This window comes from Streptomyces sp. NPDC014733 (assembly GCF_043083385.1).
Classification (GTDB): Bacteria; Actinomycetota; Actinomycetes; order Streptomycetales; family Streptomycetaceae; genus Streptomyces.
The window spans coordinates 78,905-99,914 of sequence record NZ_JBIBYO010000007.1; the positions used below are offsets into that span (position 1 = coordinate 78,905).

The 21,010-nt window shown below is 73.1% G+C and carries 14 protein-coding genes; 6 read left to right on the top strand and 8 right to left on the bottom strand.

Features of this window, described 5'->3' with window-relative positions; all coding sequences use genetic code 11:
• Positions 1–18: 18 nt before the first annotated feature.
• From ACF1BH_RS17965 to ACF1BH_RS17995, 7 genes are all read right to left on the bottom strand, one after another.
• Positions 19–1,596: an APC family permease gene (locus ACF1BH_RS17965; RefSeq protein ID WP_391643440.1), complete on the bottom strand. Its 1,578-nt coding sequence runs from the start codon at positions 1,594–1,596 to the stop codon at positions 19–21.
• 340 nt (positions 1,597–1,936) lie between these two features.
• Positions 1,937–3,427 carry an aldehyde dehydrogenase family protein gene (locus ACF1BH_RS17970; RefSeq protein WP_391643441.1) on the bottom strand — a complete coding sequence of 497 codons (1,491 nt, stop codon included), beginning with the start codon at positions 3,425–3,427 and terminating at the stop codon, positions 1,937–1,939.
• On the bottom strand, positions 3,424–5,163 hold the full coding sequence (locus tag ACF1BH_RS17975; RefSeq protein WP_391643442.1) for an amidohydrolase family protein: 1,740 nt from the start codon (positions 5,161–5,163) through the stop codon (positions 3,424–3,426). Before ACF1BH_RS17975 ends, ACF1BH_RS17970 begins: the two co-directional genes overlap by 4 nt.
• Positions 5,164–5,278: 115 nt before the next feature.
• The gene (locus tag ACF1BH_RS17980) at positions 5,279–6,406 is read right to left on the bottom strand and encodes an LLM class flavin-dependent oxidoreductase (protein WP_391643443.1); all 1,128 of its coding nucleotides are present in this window, start codon (positions 6,404–6,406) and stop codon (positions 5,279–5,281) included.
• Between the two features lie 193 nt (positions 6,407–6,599).
• Positions 6,600–7,385, bottom strand: a complete 786-nt coding sequence (locus ACF1BH_RS17985; RefSeq protein ID WP_391643444.1) for an SDR family NAD(P)-dependent oxidoreductase — start codon at positions 7,383–7,385, stop codon at positions 6,600–6,602.
• 105 nt (positions 7,386–7,490) lie between these two features.
• Positions 7,491–8,441, bottom strand: a complete 951-nt coding sequence (locus tag ACF1BH_RS17990; protein WP_391643445.1) for a TIGR03619 family F420-dependent LLM class oxidoreductase — start codon at positions 8,439–8,441, stop codon at positions 7,491–7,493.
• 200 nt (positions 8,442–8,641) lie between these two features.
• Entirely contained in the window at positions 8,642–9,883 is a 1,242-nt protein-coding gene (locus ACF1BH_RS17995; protein ID WP_391643446.1) for an amidohydrolase family protein, read from the bottom strand.
• A gap of 481 nt (positions 9,884–10,364) precedes the next feature.
• On the opposite strand from ACF1BH_RS17995, the gene ACF1BH_RS18000 reads away from it, so the two are divergent.
• From ACF1BH_RS18000 to ACF1BH_RS18020, 5 genes are all read left to right on the top strand, one after another.
• Entirely contained in the window at positions 10,365–13,337 is a 2,973-nt protein-coding gene (locus ACF1BH_RS18000; RefSeq protein ID WP_391643447.1) for a BTAD domain-containing putative transcriptional regulator, read from the top strand.
• Between the two features lie 215 nt (positions 13,338–13,552).
• Positions 13,553–13,828: a laminin G gene (locus ACF1BH_RS18005; RefSeq protein ID WP_391643448.1), complete on the top strand. Its 276-nt coding sequence runs from the start codon at positions 13,553–13,555 to the stop codon at positions 13,826–13,828.
• Between the two features lie 1,085 nt (positions 13,829–14,913).
• The gene (locus ACF1BH_RS18010; protein WP_391643449.1) at positions 14,914–15,177 is read left to right on the top strand and encodes a hypothetical protein; all 264 of its coding nucleotides are present in this window, start codon (positions 14,914–14,916) and stop codon (positions 15,175–15,177) included.
• A 187-nt stretch (positions 15,178–15,364) separates the two neighbouring features.
• A complete protein-coding gene (locus ACF1BH_RS18015) occupies positions 15,365–17,044 on the top strand; it encodes a class I adenylate-forming enzyme family protein (RefSeq protein ID WP_391643450.1) in 1,680 nt (559 codons plus the stop codon).
• 272 nt (positions 17,045–17,316) lie between these two features.
• On the top strand, positions 17,317–17,907 hold the full coding sequence (locus ACF1BH_RS18020) for a TIGR03086 family metal-binding protein (RefSeq protein WP_391643451.1): 591 nt from the start codon (positions 17,317–17,319) through the stop codon (positions 17,905–17,907).
• 198 nt (positions 17,908–18,105) lie between these two features.
• On the opposite strand, the gene ACF1BH_RS18025 is transcribed toward ACF1BH_RS18020, so the two are convergent.
• On the bottom strand, positions 18,106–19,734 hold the full coding sequence (locus ACF1BH_RS18025; RefSeq protein WP_391643452.1) for a FadD3 family acyl-CoA ligase: 1,629 nt from the start codon (positions 19,732–19,734) through the stop codon (positions 18,106–18,108).
• A gap of 93 nt (positions 19,735–19,827) precedes the next feature.
• Between ACF1BH_RS18025 and ACF1BH_RS18030 the strand changes: the two genes are divergently transcribed.
• Entirely contained in the window at positions 19,828–20,979 is a 1,152-nt protein-coding gene (locus ACF1BH_RS18030; protein ID WP_391643453.1) for a lipid-transfer protein, read from the top strand.
• The last annotated feature ends 31 nt before the right edge of the window (positions 20,980–21,010 follow it).

The window sequence follows — 21,010 nt, forward strand, 5'->3', positions numbered from 1 at the left end:
AGGGAGGGCCCCCGCCCCCTACTCCTCCACCACCAAAGCCGGCGTCCCCCGAGTGAGCACGTCCCCCCGGAAGAACGCCGGGCTCCGGCGCTGCATGACGAGCATCAGCACGAACCCGAGCACCAGCAGCCCCACCCCGATGGCGAACACCGAGCCCACGCCGAACACCGAGCTGCCCGAGCCGTAGGCCGGGTTCCACATGTCGGCCAGGGTCTTGGTGAAGACGGCGGTCAGCAGGATTCCGCCGAGGGTCGGGAAGACGCCCTTGAAGAACAGATCGCGGGCGGAGGTGCGCAGGTCGTGGCGGAAGTACCAGGCGCAGGCGAAGGCCGTGATCGCGTAGTAGAAGCAGATCATGAGGCCGAGGGCGTAGATGGTGTCGATGAGGACGTTCTCGCTGAGGAGGCTCATCACGGCGTAGAAGAGGCCGGTGGCGATGCCCGCGGCGACGGTGGCGCGGCCCGGTGACCGGAAGCGCGGGTGGATGCGGGCGAAGGACGGCGGCAGCGCCTCGTACGCGCTCATCGCGAGGACGGTGCGGGCCACGGGGATGAACGTGGTCTGGAGGCTGGCGGCGGCCGAGGCGAGGACGGCCACGAACAGCAGCACGCCGAGGGCGGTGCCCATGACGGGGTCGGCGAGGGCGGCGAAGACGTTGTCGGCGGTGTGCGGGTTGCCGAGGCCGGGGCCCTTGTCGCCGACGCCGGAGTACATCTGCGCGGCGATGGCGGTCAGCAGGTACGAGCCGATGAGGACGAGCATCGCGAGGAGGGCGGCGCGGCCGGGGGTCCTGTCGCTGCCGGCGGTTTCCTCGTTGACGGTCAGGCAGGCGTCCCAGCCCCAGAACATGAAGATCGAGAGGGAGAGTCCGGCCGTGAAGGCGGAGAAGGACTGGACGGCGAAGGGATCGAGCCAGGTCCAGGAGAAGTGCAGGGATCCGGCGAACTCGCCGGAGCGTGCCTTGACGACGGCCATGACGACGAAGACGGCGAGCACGGCGAGTTGGAGGCCGACGAGGGCGTACTGCACGCCTTTGGTGGCGGTCATGCCGCGGTAGCTGATGGCGGTGGCGACGGCGATGAAGGCGAGGCAGGTGAGGATGTGGGCGGCTTTGTTGCCGTCGAGGTCGGCGAGGGCCTGGCTGCCGGTGAGTTCGCCGAGCAGCAGGTAGAAGAACGAGGTGGCGACGCCGGCGAGGTTGGAGAGCACGATGATCGTCGCGATCACGAGGCCCCAGCCGCACATCCAGCCGATGCGGGGGCCGAACGCCTTGACGGTCCAGGTGAAGGAGGTGCCGCAGTCGGGGACCGCCTTGTTCAGCTCGCGGTAGGCGAAGGCGACCAGCAGCATCGGCAGGAACCCTGCCAGGAAGATGGCCGGCATCTGCAGGCCGACCTCTCCGGCGGTGGGGCCGAGGGTGGAGGTGAGGCAGTAGACGGGGGCGACGGTGGAGACGCCGATGACCGCGCTGCCGAGCAGGCCGACGGAGTTGCCGCTCAAGCCCTTGCCGCGGGTGTCCTTGCGGGCTTCTCCGCCGGTGGCGGGGACGCTCGTTACCGTGTCTCCGGTCTGGGGCCGGGGGTCTACCTGAACCATGAACAGGACGTTAAGTGCTGCTGTTTCCGTATCCGGATGGCTGAAATCCGCTTATCAACGACCCGGTGCCGCCTTCATTACGAACCCACATCGCGCACTTCACTCACGTAATGAAATGAAGAAGTCTGCTTGAGCCTTCGACTCCACGCTTCGAGGGGCACTCGACCCGCCGTGCGGTAACCGCAGCGGCGCCCGATTTACCCCTTTCAAAAATTTCCCGTCCGATTTCCGGACGCCTCCCGGCCACCCGGCGGACGTCTCCGCGCCACCGCCACCGGCCCGCCCGGAAAAGCCCGCCGGACCCCCGGAAAAGCCCGCCGGCCGGCCCGCCCTGGACGCCTCACCCCGTCCACACCACCGACTGCACCTCGCTGTAGGCGTGCAGCGCGTACGAGCCCACGTCCCGGCCCACGCCGCTCTGCTTGAAGCCGCCGAACGGCGCCTCCATGTTGCGGCCCACGGTGTTGATGCCGACGCCACCGGCGCGCAGCTGCGCCGCCACCCGGAACGCCCGCGCCGCGTCGCCGGACCAGACGTAGTCCAGCAGCCCGTAGTCGCTGTCGTTGGCGAGCGCCACGGCCTCCTCCTCGTCGTCGAAGGGCAGCACCACCACGACCGGCCCGAAGATCTCCTCCCGCACGATCCGCATCCCGGGCGTGCAGTCGGCGAAGAGGGCGGGCGCGACGTAGAAACCGCGCGCCGTGTCCGGTCCGTCCGGGCGCTCCCCGCCGGTGACCGGCCGGGCGCCCTCCGCGCGGCCCAGGGTGAGGTAGGACTCGACACGGTCGCGGTGGGCGGCGGAGATGACCGGGCCGACGACGGCTCCGCGGGCCCGCGGGTCGCCGACGGGCAGGTGGCGGGCGTAGCGGGCCAGACGGTCCACCAGCCGGTCGTGGAGGGAGCGTTGGACGAGGACGCGGGTCGGGGCGGTGCAGATCTGGCCGCTGTAGAAGGAGAAGGTGGTGCCGATGCCGGCGACGGCGGCGTCCAGACCGGCGTCGTCGAGGTCGTCGAAGACCAGCGCGGCACCCTTCCCGCCCAACTCCATGAGCTGGCGTTTCATGCCGCGGCCGCACTCCTCGGCGATGGTGCGGCCGACGGCGGTGGAGCCGGTGAAGCTGACCATGTCGGTCTCCGGCGCCGCCACGGCCGCCGCGCCCACCTCCGCCGAGGCGCCGGAGACGACGTTGACCACGCCGGGCGGCGCCCCCGCCTCGTCCAGCGCCTCCTGGAGCGTCTCGGCGAGGCGGTAGACGGAGAGCGGGTCCTGCGGGGCGGGTTTGACGACGACGGTGTTGCCCATGGCCAGCGCCGGTGCGATCTTGCCGGCGGGGTTGGCCCAGGGGTTGTTGTACGAGGTGATGCAGGCGACGACGCCGACCGGGCGGCGGGCCGCGTAGGCGCCGACGACCGCGGCCTTCCCCATCGGTCCGGCCGGGTTGACCTGGGGCGGCAGCGGGGTCTCGACGGGTTCCAGCGCGCCGCGGGCGTACCGGGCGAACCGGGCCGCGGCCACGCCGACCTGCAGGGCGCGGGCGGTGGCGGTGGTGGCGCCGCTCTCCTGTTGGGCGAGTGCGGCGTACGGGGTGAGGCGTTCGCGCAGCAGCCGGGCGGTGTGGTCGAGGACGCGGGCCCGGAGTTCGGGGGTGGTACGCGACCAGGGGCCGAAGGCTTCGCGGGCGGCCTCGGTGGCGGCACGGACCTGTGCGGTGGAGGCCTCGGGGGCCCGGCCGACGATCTCCTCGGTGGCCGGGTCGATGACGTCGTGGTGTCCGCCGTCGGGCTCGGTCCACCGGCCGCCGATGAAGAGCTGCTCCGGGGCCGCGCTCACCGGGTGCTCACCGTGGCGGTGTGGCGGCCGGAGCGCAGGACGGTGCCGGGTACGGCGCCGGTGACGGTGTCGTCGCGGAGGGTCTCGACGCCGTTGACGCGGACGCTGACGATGCCCTGGGCCTTCGAGTCGAGGCGGGGGCTGTCGCCGGGCAGGTCGTGGACGAGGGTGGCGGGCCCGGCGTCGACGGTTTCCGGGTCGAGGAGGACGAGGTCGGCGTGGTGGCCCTCGGCGATGCGGCCGCGGTCGCGGAGGCCGAAGAGGCGGGCCGGGTCGTCGGTGAGCATCCGGACGGCCTCCTCCAGGCCGACGAGTTTCCGGCCGCGCAGGCAGTCGCCGAGGAAGCGGGTGGTGTAGGGCGCGCCGCACATCCGGTCGAGGTGGGCGCCGGCGTCGGAGCCGCCGAGGAGGACGTCCTCGTGGCGCCAGGTCTCGCGGCGCAGTGCCCAGCTGGCGGGGTCGTTGTCGGTGGGCATCGGCCACAGGACGGTGCGCAGGTCGTCGTGGGCGCAGATCTCGACGAGGCAGTGGAAGGGGTCCTGGCCGCGTTCGGCGGCGATGTCGCGGACGACGCGGCCGCTGAGTCCTTCGTTGGCGGCGGAGTAGGTGTCGCCGATGACGTAGCGGTCGAAGTCGGCGAGACGGCGGAAGACGCCGGCCTCCTCGCTGTGGGCGTGGCGCAGCAGGGTGGCGCGGACGTCGGGGTCGCGGAGTTTCGCGATGCGTGCGGGGCGGGGCAGGCCGAGGATGTCGCCCCAGCCGGGGATGAGGTTGAGGGCGCAGAAGGTGCCGAGGGACATGTTCATGGGCGTGAGGATCGGCATGGTGAGGGCGACGATGCGGCCGCCGGCGGCGCGGGCGCGGGCGCTGGGGACGAGCTGGCGGGGGACGCGGTCGGGGACGGCGGCGTCGATGGTGAGGACGTTCCAGTTGAGGGGGCGTCCGGCGGCGCCGGTCATGGCGACGAGGAGGTCGATCTCGTCGTCGTCGAAGCGGTCGAGGCAGCCGGAGACGATGGCTTCTATCTGGGTTCCTTCGTGTGCTCCGACGGCGCGGCAGAGGGTGAGGACTTCGTCGCGGTCGGCGTGGCGGGAGGCGACGGGGGCGCCGTCGCCGTCGGTGTGGGTCGAGGACCGGGTGGTGGACAGGCCCCAGGCTCCGGCGTCCATGGCGTCGTGGAGGAGGGCGGTCATGGCGTCGAGTTGTTCGGGGGTGGGGCGGCCGCCGATGGCGTCGGGGCCCATGACGTGGCGGCGCAGGGCGCAGTGACCGACCATGAATCCGGCGTTGACGGCGATGCGGCCTTCGAGGGCGTCGAGGTAGTCGCCGAAGCCGTGCCAGTCCCAGGGGGCGCCTTCTTCGAGGGCGATCAGGGACATGCCTTCGACCTTGCTCATCATGCGGCGGGTGTAGTCGGCGTCGCCGGGCCGGTCGGGGTGGAGCGGTGCGAGGGTGAAGCCGCAGTTGCCGCCGGCGACGGTGGTGACGCCGTGGTTGAGGGACGGGGTCGCGTACGGGTCCCAGAAGAGCTGGGCGTCGTAGTGGGTGTGCGGGTCGACGAACCCGGGGGTGAGGACGAGCCCGGTGGCGTCCTCGGTGGTGCGGGCCGGTTCGGTGGCGGTGCCCGGTGGGGCGACGGTGGCGATGCGGCCGTCCTTGATGCCGACGTCGGCGAGGTGGCGGGGGGCGCCGGTGCCGTCCACGACGGTGGCGCCCTGGATGAGGTGGTCGAGCATGGCGGGTTCCCTTCTCGTCTTACGGGGCGTGGTGCGGCGGGGGCGCGCGGGTGCGGCGGGCGCCCCCGCGGCGGCGGGCGGCGGGGCCGGGTGCCGGGCGGCCGCGGGCGTGCCGTCAGGCGCCGCCCGCCTGCCGGAAGCGCGTCGTCCGGTGCACCGGATCCGTGTCGATCTCCGGGATGACGTGCTCGCCGATGAGCTGGATGGAGGTGAGGGTGTCCTCGCGGCTGATGCCGATGGGCAGGCCGAAGGAGAGCTGGTCGGCGCCGGCCGCTTCCCAGCGGCGGCACTGGGCGAGGACCTCGTCCGGGTCGCCGCAGATCATCAGCTCCTCGGCGATCAGCAGCTCGATCAGCTCCTCGGTGTAGTCGGGGAGCAGTTCGGGCCAGGCGGGGATGCCGTCGGGGCGCGGGAAGGTGTCGTGGTAGCGGAAGAGCAGTGACTGGAGGTAGTTGAGCCCGCCGCCCACCGCGATCTGCACGGCCTTCTCGTGCGTCTCGGCGCAGATCGCGGTCGAGGTCACCATCACGTTGTCGTTGACGAAGTCCCCCACGGGTTCGGCGTCCTTGACGGCGTTCTTGTACGAGTCGACGACCCACTCCATGTCGGCGACCTTCTGCACGCTGAACCCGAGGACGCCGAGGCCCTTGCGCCCGGCCATCGCGTACGAGGAGGGGGATCCGGCGGCGTACCACATGGCCGGGTGGGAGGGGCCGTACGGTTTGGGGAGGACCTTGCGGGGCGGGAGTTGCCAGTGCTTGCCGTGGAAGCCCTCGTATTCGTCCTGGAGCCACATCTTGGGGAATTCCGCGATGGTCTCCTCCCACAGCTCCTTGGTGTGGTTCATGTCGGTGACGCCCGGCATGAACCCGAGGATCTCGTGGCTGCCCGCGCCGCGTCCGGAGCCGAATTCGAAGCGTCCGCCGGAGAGGTGGTCGAGCATGGCGACCTTCTCGGCGACCTTCACGGGGTGGTTCACCGGGGCGAGGGGGTTGAAGATCCCCGATCCGAGGTGGATGCGTTCCGTGGCGTGGGCGAGGTAGCCGAGGAAGACGTCGTTGGCGGAGAGGTGGGAGTACTCCTCCAGGAAGTGGTGTTCCGAGGCCCAGGCGTATTTGAAGCCGGAGCGGTCCGCCTGGATGACGTACTCCGTCTCCTCGATCAGCGCGTGGTGCTCGGCCTCGGGGTCGGCCGCGGCGCGCGCGGCGGGGACGTAGCCCTGTACGAAGATCCCGAATTCCACGGGGGTTCACCGTCCTTACGTCTCTTCCGACGCCGCTTCGCGAGGACGCCGCTGGGTGACGGGCCGTGCGGGCGAACCGTTTCTGACGGAGCGTCAGATAAACGGGCCCGCGGAGACTGTTCCACCGGCGACGCCAAGGGTCAATAGCTGACGGTGCGTCAGATATGGCGCCCGACGGCACCCCGGGAACCGCTCATCCGAGGCCGACGCCCGCCAGCCAGCCCCCGTCCACGACGAACGGCTGCCCGGTGATGTACGACGAGTCGTCGCAGGTCAGGAAGAGCGCCAGCCGGGCCACCTCCTCCGGCCGCCCGATCCGCCCCATCGGCACCAGCTTCCGGTAGAGCGCGCCCACCGCCCGCGCCGACGCCTCCGGATCGGCGTCCGGGTCGAGCGCCGCCGGATTGGTCATCGCCGTGTCCACCGCCCCCGGGCACACCGCGTTCACCCGGATCCCCTGGGCCGCCAGCTCCAGCGCGGCGACCCGGGTGAGCCCCAGCACGGCATGCTTGCTCGCCGCGTAGGCACCGACATGGGCCATGCCGGTGACCCCCGTGTACGAGGCGGTGTTGACGATGGTGCCGCCGCCCGCCGCGGCGATCTCGGGCGCGACGGCCCGGATCCCGAGGAAGCAGCCGACCTGATTGACCTGCACCACGCTCAGGAACTCCTCCAGCGGCGTGGCGGTCAGCGCGTTGAACCGCAGGATCCCGGCGTTGGCGACCAGCCCGTCGATCTTCCCGAACGCCCCCTTCGCCGCCGCCACGGCCGCCACCCAGTCGTCCTCCCGCGCCACGTCCAGATGCACGTACCGCGCGACGTCCGCCCCCAATTCCTCGGCGAGCGCCGCTCCGGGCCCGTCCAGCACGTCCCCGATCACCACCCGCGCCCCCTCGGCGGCGAACAGCCGCGCCTCCTGCTCCCCCTGCCCGCGCGCCGCCCCGGTGATGACGACGACCCGCCCGTCCAGCTTGCCCATGCCCAGCCCCTCACGTGGTTGCGTAGGTGGTTCCGTGCCTGGCTCCCCGCGGCGCACGCCCCGGCCCCTACGGCACCCCGGGCGCCGTGCGGAGCAGGCCGCCCCTCACTCGGCCAACAGCGGCGCGACCTGCGTCCCGAACGCCGCCATCTGGTCCGTCAGCTCCTCCCGCCCCCGGCACCGGAACCGCACCTGGATCTGGTCGACGCCCATCTCCCGGTACTCCCGCAGCGACGCGGCGAGCCGCTCGGGCGTCCCGCTCAGCGTCCGGCGCCCGACGTCCCATCCGGGCTCGCCGACGTACAGCGGCTCGGCGATGGCCCCGATCTCAGCGGGCTCCACCACCCCGGCAACCTCCCGCAGAGCCATCAACTTCCCTATTTTTTCCCGGAGTTCCGATCTCCGGTCGCCCTGTGGAAGCCACCCGTCCCCCCGCTCCGCGGCCCGCCGTACCGCCGCGGGCGAGGAGCCGCCCACCCACACCGGCGGCCGCGGCGTCTGCACCGGACGCGGCGCCTGCCCCAGCCCCGAGAAGGCGAACCGCTCCCCCTCGAACGCGGCGAACTCCTCGGGCCCCAGCGCCGCCTTCAGCGCGTCCACCGTCTCGTCCAGCACCGCCCCGCGCCGCGCGAAGTCCACGCCGAGCGCCTCGAACTCCTCCTGGACGTGCCCGGCACCCACCCCGATGATCAGCCGTCCGCCCGAGAGCCGGTCGAGCGTCGCGAACTGCTTGGCCGACAGCAGCGGATGCCGCAGCCCGACCACCGCGACATGGCTCAGCAGCCGCACCCGCTCGGTGACCGCCGCCAGATGCGCGAGCGTGGCCACCGGGTCGTACCAGACCGTCCCCATCGCCCCGGCCAGCCGCCGCGGAATCGCCACATGCTCACAGCAGGCGACATACGCGAACCCGTACGCGTCCGCCGCCCGCGCCACCGCCACCAGATCCGCCGGCCCCGCCCCGGCCTCCCACCCCTCCGCGAACACCCCGCTCTGCGCCTGCACCGGCAACTGCATCCCGTACGCCAACCGCCCCTCGGGCAGCACCCGGACCATCCCGCACCTCGAATCTGACGAGCCGTCACATCACTACGGTGCGGCAATGGTGAGCGCTCCACCGCCACCGGGCAAGAGGCCGACGGACACGGACGGAGCCCCGGCCGCCCACCCGCTCCGGGGCACGCCGGCGCCCGCCGCGGCACAGCGGTACGCGCGGGGCTCCGGCGGCTCCGGCACGGGAGGGACGCGCCGGCCGCTCACCCCCTGGGCGCCGACGGCCCCCACAGCCCCTCCCCCGTCAGCCCCAGCAGCTCGATCGCGTTCCCCCGTACGAGGCGCTCGACCACGTCCCCCGGCAGGTGGCCCATCTGCTCCTCGGCCACCTGGCGGGAGCGGGGCCAGGTGGAGTCGGAGTGCGGGTAGTCGGTCTCGTAGAGGACGTTGCCGACGCCGATCGCGTCGAGGTTCCTCAGCCCGAAGGCGTCGTCGAAGAAGCAGCCGTAGACGTGGTCGGCGAAGAGTTCGGAGGGCGGGCGGAGGACCTTCTCGGCGACGCCGCCCCAGGCACGGTTCTCCTGCCAGACGGTGTCGGCGCGCTCCAGGATGTACGGGATCCAGCCGATCTGGCCCTCCGCGTACATGATCCTGAGGTTCGGGAAGCGGTCGAACTTGCCGCTCATCAGCCAGTCGACCATCGAGAAGCAGCAGTTGGCGAAGGTGATGGTGGAGCCGACGGCGGGCGGGGCGTCGGCGGAGGTGGACGGCATCTTCGAGGAGGAGCCGATGTGCATGGCGACGACCGTGCCGGTCTCGTCGCAGGCGCGCAGGAACGGGTCCCAGTGGTCGGTGTGGATGCCGGGCAGCCCGAGGTGCGGGGGGATCTCGCTGAAGCAGACGGCGCGGACGCCGCGGGCGGCGTTGCGGCGGACCTCGGCGGCGGCGAGTCCGGGGTCCCAGAGGGGGATGAGGGTGAGCGGGATCAGCCGTCCGCGTGACTGCGGGCCGCACCACTCCTCCACCATCCAGTCGTTGTAGGCGCGCACCCCCAGCAGCCCCAGTTCACGGTCCTTGGCCTCGGTGAACGTCTGGCCGCAGAAGCGCGGGAAGGTGGGGAAGCAGAGGGCGGACTGGACGTGGTTGACGTCCATGTCGGCCAGCCGCTCGGGGACGCTGAACGACCCGGGGCGCATCTGCTCGTAGGTGATGCCTTCGAGGCGTATCTCGTCGCGGGCGTAGCCGACGGCGGTGTCGAGGCGGGTCAGGGGGCGGTGCAGGTCCTCGTAGACCCACCAGTCGGCCGGCGGACCGTCGTCGCCGGGGGCGCCCATCTTCGGGGCGAACTTCCCGCCGACGAAGGTCATCTGCCGCACGGGGGCACGCACGATCCGCGGTCCGGTGTCGCGGTACTTCGCGGGGAGTCGGTCCTGCCACACCTCGGGCGGCTCCACCGTGTGGTCGTCCACCGAGATGATCTGGGGAAGGGTCTCGTGGGTCTCCATGAGGGGTACGGTAACGCCGATCTGACGGATCGTCAGCAACTGTGGAGAGGCGAAACCACGGCCACGGGCTGGTGCGCACACGACGTCCGGCGGGTTACGTTGTGCAGTCGCGCGAGCCGATCCCGTAAGGGTGAGATATTCCGTGCCCCGGAGGCATGGCGTACGACGTGCGAACAACCGGTGAAGAAGTGGCATGGGCATGCATAGATCGGGCGAGGCGGGGCGGAAGCGGAGAGAAGGTGGAGGGGCGCGGCGCACGGCGGTCCGGTGCGCGCGCCCTCGCGCGGGGGGCGCATCCGGCGGAGCGCGGCGCTCCGCACCGGCGGGACCCGCTCCGGCGCGGCTCCCCTCGGCCGAGGAGGGTTTGTGGACGGTCCGGCCCCCTACTGACGCGGGCCACCGGGACAAGGCAGACTGACCGTTGCGCACACTGCGGAACGACACCATCACAGCACAGAGACGGCAGGGGCAGGGGGTCACCATGGTCGACGGTCCGGGACAGAGGCGGGAGCGACTGCGCTTCGCCGTGCTCGGTCCCGTGCGGGCGTGGCGCGGTGAGCAGAAGCTGGCGGTCGGGTCGCCGCAACAACGGGCGCTGCTCGCCGCGCTGCTGCTGCGCGGCGGGCACACCGCCACCGCCGCCGAACTCGTCGACGCCCTCTGGGGCGAGGAACCGCCGCACGCCGCACTCGCCGCCCTGCGCACCTACGCCTCCCGCATCCGCAAGACGCTGGGGGACGACGCCGCTCTGCTCGTCAGCGAGTCGGGCGGCTACGCGATCCGCACCGCCGACGGAGAACCGCTCGACCTCGACCACGACCACGCCGAGCGGTACGCCGCCGAAGCCGAGAAGGCCAAGGCGGCCGGTGACCGCTGCCGCGCCCGGCAGCTGCTCGACGACGCGCTGGCGCTGTGGGACGGCGAACCGCTCGCCGGTCTGGGCGGCCCGTACGCCGAGAACCAGCGCACCCGCCTCGACGAGTGGCGCCGCTCGCTGCTGGAGTCCCGGCTGGAGCTGGAGCTGGAGCTGGGCCACCACACCGAGGTGGTCTCCGAGCTGACCTCGCTGACCGCCGCGCACCCGCTCCGCGAGCGGCTGCGGGAGCTGCTGATGCTCGCGCTGTACCGCAGCGGCCGGCAGGCCGAGGCCCTCGCCGTCTACGCCGACACCCGCCGCCTCCTCTCCGAGGAGCTGGGCGTCGATCCGCGCGCCTCCCTCTCCGAACTCCAGCAGCGCATCCTGCGCGCCGACCCGGACCTGGACGCGACCGTGACACGCGGCGCCGAGCCCGGCCCCGGCGAGCCGGTCCTGCTGCGCCCGCAGCAACTCCCGGCCACCGTCCCGGACTTCACCGGCCGGACCGCCTTCGTCTCGGAGCTGAGCGAACAGCTCGCCACCGCCGAGGGCCACATCATGGCGGTCTCCGCGGTCGCCGGCATCGGCGGCGTCGGCAAGACCACCCTCGCCGTACACGTCGCCCACGCCGCCCACCACCGCTTCCCCGACGGACAGCTCTACGTCGACCTCCAGGGCGCCGGGAGCACCCCCGTCGAGCCGGAGGCCGTCCTCGGCGCCTTCCTGCGCGCCCTGGGCACCCCGGAGACGTCCATCCCGGACGGCCTCGACGAACGCGCCGCGCTCTACCGCTCCACGCTCGCCGGGCGCCGCATCCTCGCGCTGCTCGACAACGCCCGCGACGCCGCGCAGATCCGTCCGCTGCTGCCCGGCACCGAGGGCTGCGCCGCGCTGATCACCAGCCGCACCCGCATGATCGACCTCGCCGGTGCGCAACTCATCGACCTGGACGTGATGAGCCCGGAGGAGGCGTTCACCCTCTTCACCCGGATCGTCGGCGAGGAGCGGGTCAACGCCGAGCGCGAGGCGTCCATGGACGTCGTCGGCGCCTGCGGCTTCCTGCCGCTCGCCATCCGGATCGCCGCCTCCCGGCTGGCGGCCCGCCGCACCTGGACCGTCGCCTTCCTCGCCCGCAAGCTCGCCGACGAGCGCCGCCGCCTGGACGAGCTGCGCGCCGGTGACCTCGCGGTCAAGGCCACCTTCGAGCTGGGCTACGGCCAGCTGGAGCCGCAGCAGGCCCGCGCCTTCCGGCTGCTGGGCCTCGCCGACGGCCCCGACCTGTCGCTCGCCGCGGCCGCCGCGCTGCTCGGCATGGACATCGACACCACCGAGGACCTGCTCGAATCCCTCGTCGACACCTCCCTGCTGGAATCCGCCGCGCCGGGGCGGTACCGCTTCCACGACCTGGTGCGGCTCTACGCGCGTTCCTGCGCCGAACGGGACGAGCAGCCGCCGGAGGAGCGGGACGCCGCCCTCTCCCGGCTGCTGGACTTCTACCTGGCGACCGCCATCCGGATGTACGCGCTGGAGCGGCCCGGCGACGCCCTCGTCACCCAGGTGGAGACGCCGCACTACCCGGGCCTCGACTTCGCCGACCGCTCCGAGGCGCTGAGCTGGCTCTTCAGCGAGACCCACTGCATCATCCCCTGCGCCCTCCAGCACACCGGCCCCACCGGACTGCGGCGCGCCGTCGACCTGCTGCTGCTCACTCGCGACACGGCCGAGTCCGGCGCCAACAACCGCCAGTACGAGCAGGCCAACCACGTCCTGCTGGCCGCCGCGCTGGAGGCCGACGACCAGCGCGCCGCCGGGCGGGTCCACTGGTCGCTCACGCCGATCTGCACCCAGTTCGGACGGCTCACCGAAGCCGATGAACACGCCAAGCTGGCCACGCTGCTCGGGCTGGCGGCGGGCGACCCGTTCGCCTCGTCCAACGGCCCCAACGACCGCGGCATCATCGCCAGCATCCGCCACCAGCACGAGGAGGCGGAGGCGTACCTCAACCAGGCGCTCTTCGCCTTCCAGGAGAACAAGAGCAAGCAGTCCGAGGCCAGCGCGCTGTGCAACCTCTCCCGCGTCCACCTGGACACCGGGCGCATCGACAGCGCCATCCGCCTCGCCCGACAGGGCATCAGCTGCTATCGGGAGGCCGGTGCCACCCGCCGCCTCGGCAACGGCATGTACGCCCTGGGCATGGCACTCACCCTGGCCGGGCAACTGGACGAGGCCTCGGAACAGCTGTTCGCCGCGCTGGTCATCTTCCGGGACAGCCGCCAGCGGTTCTGGGAGGCGATGGCGTATCTGCGGCTCGCCGAGGTCGATCTCGCCGCGCACCGCCCGACCAGCGCCGCCGACCACGCCGAGCAGGCGCTGGCCGCGCTGCGCGGGATCGGCGGCCGGCGCTGGCGGGCGGAGGTGCTGCGCACTCTGGGGCACGCCCTCGACCAGATCGGGCACACCGGCCGGGCGAAGGTCTGCTGGCAGGAGGTCGTCTCCATCCACGAGCAGCTGGGGCTGCCCACCGACGGCCCGGTGCCTCACCCGGTGCCCGGGAACGGCGCCGGGCAGCCGTTGATCCCCTCCGCGATCGTCGCGTAACTGCAGGTCAGGGGCTTCGCCTCGGGCGTTTATCGATCGTTCATCGCCACCCGGCACTCTCATGGATGCCGGTCCGCCGCCTCGGGGGGCAAGCGGCTCGGCGCCCATGGCCCCACCACTACGGTGTCCGGCCCTGGTCCGCTCGTCCGGCAACCCACGGGGGAGTTGCCGGGCGAGTGGATTCATCAGCGCCCACACACAGGAGTTGAGCCACCATGACCACGCAGCATCCGCAGCACGGGGACGGCAACGACACCGTGCACCCGATGGACAGCCACCGTCCCATCCGTCCGCTGGACAGCCACCGGCCGATCCTGCCCATGGACAGCCACCGCCCCGTCCAGGCGAGGGACGCGGCCGAGACCGTCCAGACCCGGGACAGCCACCGTCCGGTCATCGACGCCGCGACGGCGACCGACCGCCCGGCTGCGACCGACGGCGGCATCGAGACGAAGGACAGTCACCGTCCGATCGCCGAGCCGAAGCACTGAGCCACGGTGAGGCGCCGTAGGTGTCGCGTCGTACCGTCCACCGGACGCGACGCCCACGGCGCACCCGCCGAGGGCCGGTTCCCTCACGGCACGCCCTGAGGGAACCACGGCCCGCAGATGCCGAGGTACGGCGGCACGGCGTACTCCCGACGGGGGAGAGCCGGGTGTACGCGCCGCCGTACGGCATCAGGGGGAAGGTCCGGTCCACGGGCCCCGGGGGGATCGGGGCACCGGCGGAACGGACCAGGGGGGCCGGGCTCGGGGGAGGGCCCGGTACGTCGGTGGCGGCCAGGCCGGGGGATGGCCCGGCTGCCGCTGACGGGGGGGGAACCGCACCGCTGCGGACCGGCGGTGCGGTGGCAGGGGGGCGGGATCCGGGCCTGTCGGCTCGCATCCCGTAGGGCTCGCCCGTGGGGGACGGCCCGTACGGATCACTCCGTACGGATCGCTCCCCCGGGCCGAGGCCCGTCAGGTCCGGGGCCTTCCGGGGCTCGTGGGCCGTGAGGTCCGTGGGCCGTGAGGCCCGAGGGGGGCAAGACGTCCGGGCGGGCGGCACCTGGGGAGGGGCCGACCGTTCCGGGCGCCCGGCGCCACCGTGCGCCGGGCACGATCGGGGGATCGTGGCGGCCGGTTTCGATGACGTAATCAGGGGAGCCATCGAAACCGGCCGCACCCGTACGGGGCCCGCGCGGAACCGCAGCGGGGATCGGGTACCGGAATCGGGTACCAGGCTCGGTTACCGGGCTCGGGAGAGCGTCCCGGCGCACGGCCGCAGGCCCGCCGGACCACGCCCTCGTCGCCATAGCGCCCGACTGCTTCCGGCCATGCCGAAAAGCGAGGCGGAGCAGGTCCGTTCCGGCCGATCCGCGGGCGCATCAGTGCGGGTGCAACGGTCTGGATGGCGGCTGGACAGGCATGGATGCGGAGTCTCCTGCTCCTCCAAAGGGCCGTCAACTCGCGTGTTTTTTAGGCAACTTCCTAGGATTTTGTCGAACATCTGGCTGACAAGGGGCTACGGTCGTCTGGTCAGGCACGGTTCACACAAGGGAACGTTCCCGTACGGATCCCCCTATCTTGGAGCTGGCATGAACCGCATCACGCGCACCCTGGTAACGGCCGCCTTCGGCGCCACCGCGCTCGGCATCGCGGCCTCCCCCGCTCTGGCCGACAGCAACATCCCGGCGCCGCCCGCGACCCTGGACAGCAACATCCCGTTCGCTCCGGCGGACAGCAACATCCCGGTGGCGCCGAAGGACAGCAACATCCCGGTGTCCCCGGCGGACAGCAACATCCCGGTCGCGCCTGGCGGCTTCACCGCGGCCGACAGCAACATCCCTCTCGTCCCGTAGGGCCACCCCTTACGGCATCCACCCGGCGGCCGGCCCCGCACCCGTAAGGGACCTGCGGGCGCCGGCCGCGGCCGTTCTCCGGGACACCCGGGGCCCGGGGGTTCACCGGGGCCGATCCGACCTGGACCTGACGGACCATCAGTTCTACGCTTGGCGCCCCGCACCGTCCCCGTGGCCAGGAGGCGCCGTGTTCGAGTCCGGTCGTGTGCAGACGCTCTGGGAACTGGTCGAGTACCGCGCGGGAGCCTCCCCCGGCGCGCCGATGTTCTTCGACGCCGAGGGGCGGCGGATCACCTTCGCGCAGGCGCGGGACGCGGCCCTGCGGGTGGCCGCCGGGCTGTGGGAGCGGGGCGTCCGGGCCGGTACGCGGGTGGCCTGGCAGCTGCCGACGCGGATCGGCACGGTGCTCGCCTCACTCGCACTGGCCCGGCTCGGGGCGGTGCAGATACCGGTGCTCCATCTGCTGCGGGAGCGGGAGGTCGGCTTCATCCTCGCCGAATCGGCCGCCGAGTTCGTCCTCGTCCCCGGGGCGTGGCGCGGCACCGACTTCACGGCGATGGCGCGGGCGGTGGCCGGTGAGGGCGTGCGGGTGCTGACGGTGTCCGCCGGGGAGGACGGTTCCGGCGGGCCGGGGGCCGCTTCCGGACCAGGGCACGGGTCCGGGCCGGGGGCCGGGGCGTCGAGTGGCGGCCGCGGCCGGGAGTTCGGGCTGCCGACCGGGGATCCCGGGGTGCTGCCCCCTCCCCCGGCGCCGCCGCTTCCGGGGAGCCCGGCGGCCACCGCCTGGATCTACTACACATCCGGGACGACCGCCGCGCCCAAGGGCGTCGAGCACACGGACGCGACGCTGATCGCCGGAGGGTTCGGGCTGGCCACGGCGCTGGGGATGACGGCGGACGACATCGGCTCGATCGCGTTCCCGTACGCCCATATCGCCGGCCCGGACTACCTCGTCGCGATGCTGGCCGGCGGCTTCCCCGCCGTGGTGCTGGACGCCTTCCGGCCGGATGCGGCAGCGGCCGTCTACCGGCGGTACGGCGTGACCATGGCGGGCGGAAGCACCGCGTTCTACCAGGCGTTTCTCGATGCGTCCCGACATCGACGGCAGGAGCTGCCGGACGCCGGTCCGCTCCTGCCCTCGCTGCGGCTGCTCTCCGGCGGCGGGGCGCCGCTGCCCCCGGAGCTGTACGCCGAGACCGTCGCGGAGCTGGAGTGCGCGCTGGTGCACGGCTACGGCATGACGGAGTGCCCCATGATCACGATGGGCACGCCGTACGACGGGGACGAGCGACTGGCGCGGACGGTGGGGCGGCCCGTCACGGGCGCGTCGGTGCGGATCGTCCGGCCGGACGGCGCCGCCGCCGCTACCGGGGAGAGCGGTGAGGTGAGGGTCAAGGGGCCGATGGTCTTCCGGCGGTACACCGATCCGGCGCTGACCGCCACGGCGTTCGACGCGGACGGGTACTTCCGCACCGGCGACCTCGGCCATCTGCGGCCCGACGGACACCTCGTGCTCACCGGGCGCCTCAAGGACATCATCATCCGCAAGGGCGAGAACATCTCGGCGCAGGAGGTCGAGGAGCTGGTACGGACGTACCCGGGGGTCGCCGAGGCGGCGGTGATCGGGCTGCCGGACCGCTCCCGCGGCGAGCGGGTGTGCGCCGTCGTCACCCTCGCCCCCACGGCGGAACCGCCCACCCTGGCCGCGCTGACCGCGCATCTGCGCGCGGCGGGCCTGATGACGCAGAAGCTCCCGGAACAGCTGGAAATCACGGATGCGCTGCCCCGCGGCGGCCCCCTGGCCAAGGTCCTCAAGACGGTGCTGCGGGAACGGTACGGGGAGGCGCCGGCAGGAGGGCGGGCATGACCCCGGAGGCGGGGCGGCAGGCGGGAGGCGTATCTCGGGGACGGGGCGGCCGGTGGGAGGTGAATCCAGGGGCCGGGCGGCCGGTGGGAGGCGTGGGTCCGGCACGGTGGCGGGCGGCGGGCCGGGGCCGCTCCGTTCCGGTGGGCGGATGGCCGTCGTCCCGCGGTGAGCGGTTCGGTGTGGCAGCCGGGGCGCCGGGCCCGGGGCCGTTTCACTGAGGGCCGGGCCGGGGTACCGGCCGCACCCGGTGACGACGGAAGGAACGCCCGGACATGACGGAGACCATCGACTTCGGCGCGCAGACCGCGCTGATCGCCCATCTCGCCGCCCGCACCCGCGACGCGCAGCTGGACGCCCCGACGCCGTGCACGGAGTACGCGGTACGGAATCTGCTGGGGCATCTCATGGGCCTGACCGCGGCGTTCCGGGACACCGCGGCCAAGGAGCTGGGCCCCTCTACCGGGACGTCACCGGGCAGCGCCCTGCCCGACATCGCGCCCGGGTGGCGCGACGAGCTGGCCGCCCGTCTCGACGCGCTGGCCACGGCCTGGCACCGCCCGGCGGCCTGGGAGGGCGAGACACAGGCCGGCGGCATCACCCTGCCCGCCGCTCTCGCCGGGCGGATCGCGCTCAACGAACTCGTCCTGCACGGCTGGGACCTGGCCCGCGCCACCGGCCGGCCCTACGCACCGGACACCGCGAGCCTCGGAGTGTCGTACGCACTGCTCGCGCCCGCCGCCGAGGACCCGGACCGCGGCGGAATGTTCGGCCCGGCCGTCCCCGTGCCGGACGATGCGACGCTGCTGGACCGCGTCGTGGCCCTGAGCGGCCGCCGTCCGGACTGGACACCGGCCGAGGGGTAGCGCGGCGGCGGGGCTCGGAGGTGCGCGGACCGGAGGCCGGGCGGACCGGAGGCCGGGCGGCGTACGGCCCGGGAGCCCGGCGGGCCCGGCGACCGGCGGGCCCGGCGACCGGCGGGCCCGGCGACCGGCGCGTTCCGGGAACGCTTCGCCCCGGGCGCGCCCCGCGCCCGGGCCCCGGCGGACCGCGGCGCCGCCGGATCAGCCTCCCTCCGTCCCCGCCCTCAGCCGTGTCTTCAGCACCTTCCCGCTCGCGTTGCGCGGCAGCTCCGTGACGAACTCGACCTGGCGGGGCACCTTGTAGTTGGCCATCTCGCGGCGTGACCAGGCGATGAGGTCGTCGGCGGTCAGGCTCGCACCGGAGCGGCGGACGGCGTACGCCTTGCCGACCTCGCCGAGCCGGGCATCGGGTATCCCGACGACGGCTATCTCCGCGATGTCCGGGTGACGGCCGAGGAGTTGCTCGATCTCGGCCGGATAGGCGTTGAACCCGCCGACGATGAACATGTCCTTGAGGCGGTCGGTGATGCGGAGGTTGCCGTACGCGTCGAGGATCCCGATGTCGCCGGTGCGCAGCCAGCCGTCGGCGGTGCGGGTGCGCGCGGTGGCCGCCGGGTCCTCGAAGTAGCCGGACATGACGTGGTACCCGCGGACCTGCACCTCCCCGGGGGCGCCCGCCGGAAGGGGGCGGTCGGCGGGGTCGGCGACGCGGACCTCGGTGCCGGGGACGGCCCGGCCGCTGGTCGCGGCGACGGCCTCGGGCGGGTCGCCGCGGCGGCACATCGTGACGAGGCCGCCCGCCTCCGAGAGGCCGTACGCCGTCAGGACGGTGGCGACGCCCAGCTCTCCGCGGAGGCGTTCGACCAGCTCCAGCGGGACGACGGCGGCGCCGGTGACCACCAGCCGCAGCGCGGACAGGTCGTGCCGGGACCGGGCCGGATGCTCCAGGATCTGCTGGTGGAGGGTGGGTGGGCCCGGCAGGACGGAGATCCGTTCGGCGGCGATGCGGGCGAGGGTGGCCTCGGCGTCGAAGACGGGCTGCGGCACCATCGTGGCGCCGCGCAGCAGGCAGGCGACGATCCCGGCCTTGTAGCCGAAGGTGTGGAAGAAGGGGTTGACGATGAGATAGCGGTCGCCCTCCGTGAGACCGGCGAGGTCGCTCCAGGTGTCGTAGGCGCGGAGTGTCTGGGCGTGGCTGAGCACCGCGCCCTTGGGCAGCCCTGTGGTGCCGGAGGTGAAGAGGATGTCGGAGGGGTCGTCGGGGCGGACGGCGTCGGCGCGCTCGCGGACCGCGCCGGGCGGGACCGCGGCGCCGGCGGCGAGGAAGGCCGGGCGGCTGTCGAAGTCGGCGGGGGCGTCGTCGGCGAGGACCACCACCCGCTCCAGGTCCGGCAGGCCGGGCAGCGGCCCGTCGCCGGGCCCCTCGCGGGTGGCGCGGCGCAGTGCGGCGACGTAGGAGGTGCCGAGGAAGGTGCCGGTGACGAAGAGGAGCCGGGTGCGGGTGCGGCGCAGGAGGCCGGCGGCCTCGGCGCCCTTGAAGCGGGTGTTGACCGGTACCAGGACGGCGCCGGCGGTGACGGCGCCGAGCGCGAAGACGATCCAGTCGGGGGTGTTGGGGGCCCAGACGGCGACGCGGTCGCCGGGGGCGACTCCGGCGGCGAGGCAGGCGGCGGCCGCCCGCTCGACGCGTTCGCCCAGCTCGGCGTAGGTGAGGCGGGTGCGGCCCCCGACGACTGCCTCGCGCGGGCCGTACCGCTCGGCGGCCTCGCGCACCAGGCGGGGCAGGGAGCCGTACCGCAGATCCGCTCGCGTTTCCAGGTCGTCGGGCATCGAGAACCGCCTCCCGCGAAAGAGCTGACTACCCGTCAGATTAGCGGTAGCCTCCTCGGCTGTCAGCACGGACGACCGACCACGGAGGTGGCCATGGGGGCGACCCTCAAGGACGCTACGGCGATAGCCGGCATCGGGCAGACTCCGTTCGCCAAGAGGCTGGAGGAATCCGAGAAGACGCTTGCCTGCCGGGCGATCCTCGCCGCACTCGACGACGCCGGGATCGCCCCCGCGGAGGTGGACGCCTTCGCCTCCTACACGATGGAGGAGACCGACGAGGTCGAGATCGCCAAGGCGATCGGCGCCGGGGACGTCACCCACTTCTCCAAGGTCGGCTACGGCGGCGGCGGTTCCTGTGCGACCGTGGCCCATCTGGCCGCCGCGATCACCACCGGGCAGGCGCGCGTCGGCGTCGCCTGGCGGTCCCGCAAACGTGGCTCCGGGCCCCGCCCGTGGAAGAACACGCAGGTCCAGCTCCCCACCCCGGGGCAGTGGACCCGGCCCTTCGGGCTGCTGCGGCCCGCCGACGAGATCGGCATGCTGGCCCGCCGCTACATGCACGAATACGGCGCCACCCGCGACCACTTCTTCAACGTCGCCCTCGCCTGCCGCAACCGCGCCAACCAGAACCCGGCCGCGATGATGTACGACCGGCCGCTGACCCGCGAGATGTACATGACCGCCCGCTGGATCAGCGAACCGCTCTGCCTCTTCGACAACTGCCTGGAGACGGACGGCGCGCTGGCCTGCGTCGTGGTCTCCGCGGAGCGCGCCCGCGACTGCCGCCGGCGGCCCGTGTACGTGCACTCCGCGGCACAGGGACTGCCCGCCCAGCACCACGGGATGGTCAACTACTGGAACGACGACCCGCTCAGCGGCCCCGCCTGGACCGCCGCCCGCCAGCTGTGGAAGCACGCCGACCTCGGCCCGCAGGACGTCGACGTGGCGCAGATCTATGACGCCTTCACCCCGCTGATCCCGCTCTCCCTGGAGGGCTACGGCTTCTGCGGGCGCGGCGAAGGCGCGGCCTTCACCGAGGGCGGCGCCCTGGAGACCGGCGGCCGGCTGCCGCTGAACACCGCGGGCGGCGGCCTCTCGGAGGCGTACGTCCACGGCTTCAACCTCATCACCGAAGGCGTCAAGCAGCTGCGCGGCACCAGCACCGCGCAGGTCCCCGGCGCCGCCACCTGTCTGGTCACCGCGGGCGAGGGCGTCCCCACCTCGGCCCTGCTGCTGAGGAGTTGATCGGGAGATGCGTTCACGTTCACGTAAGGTC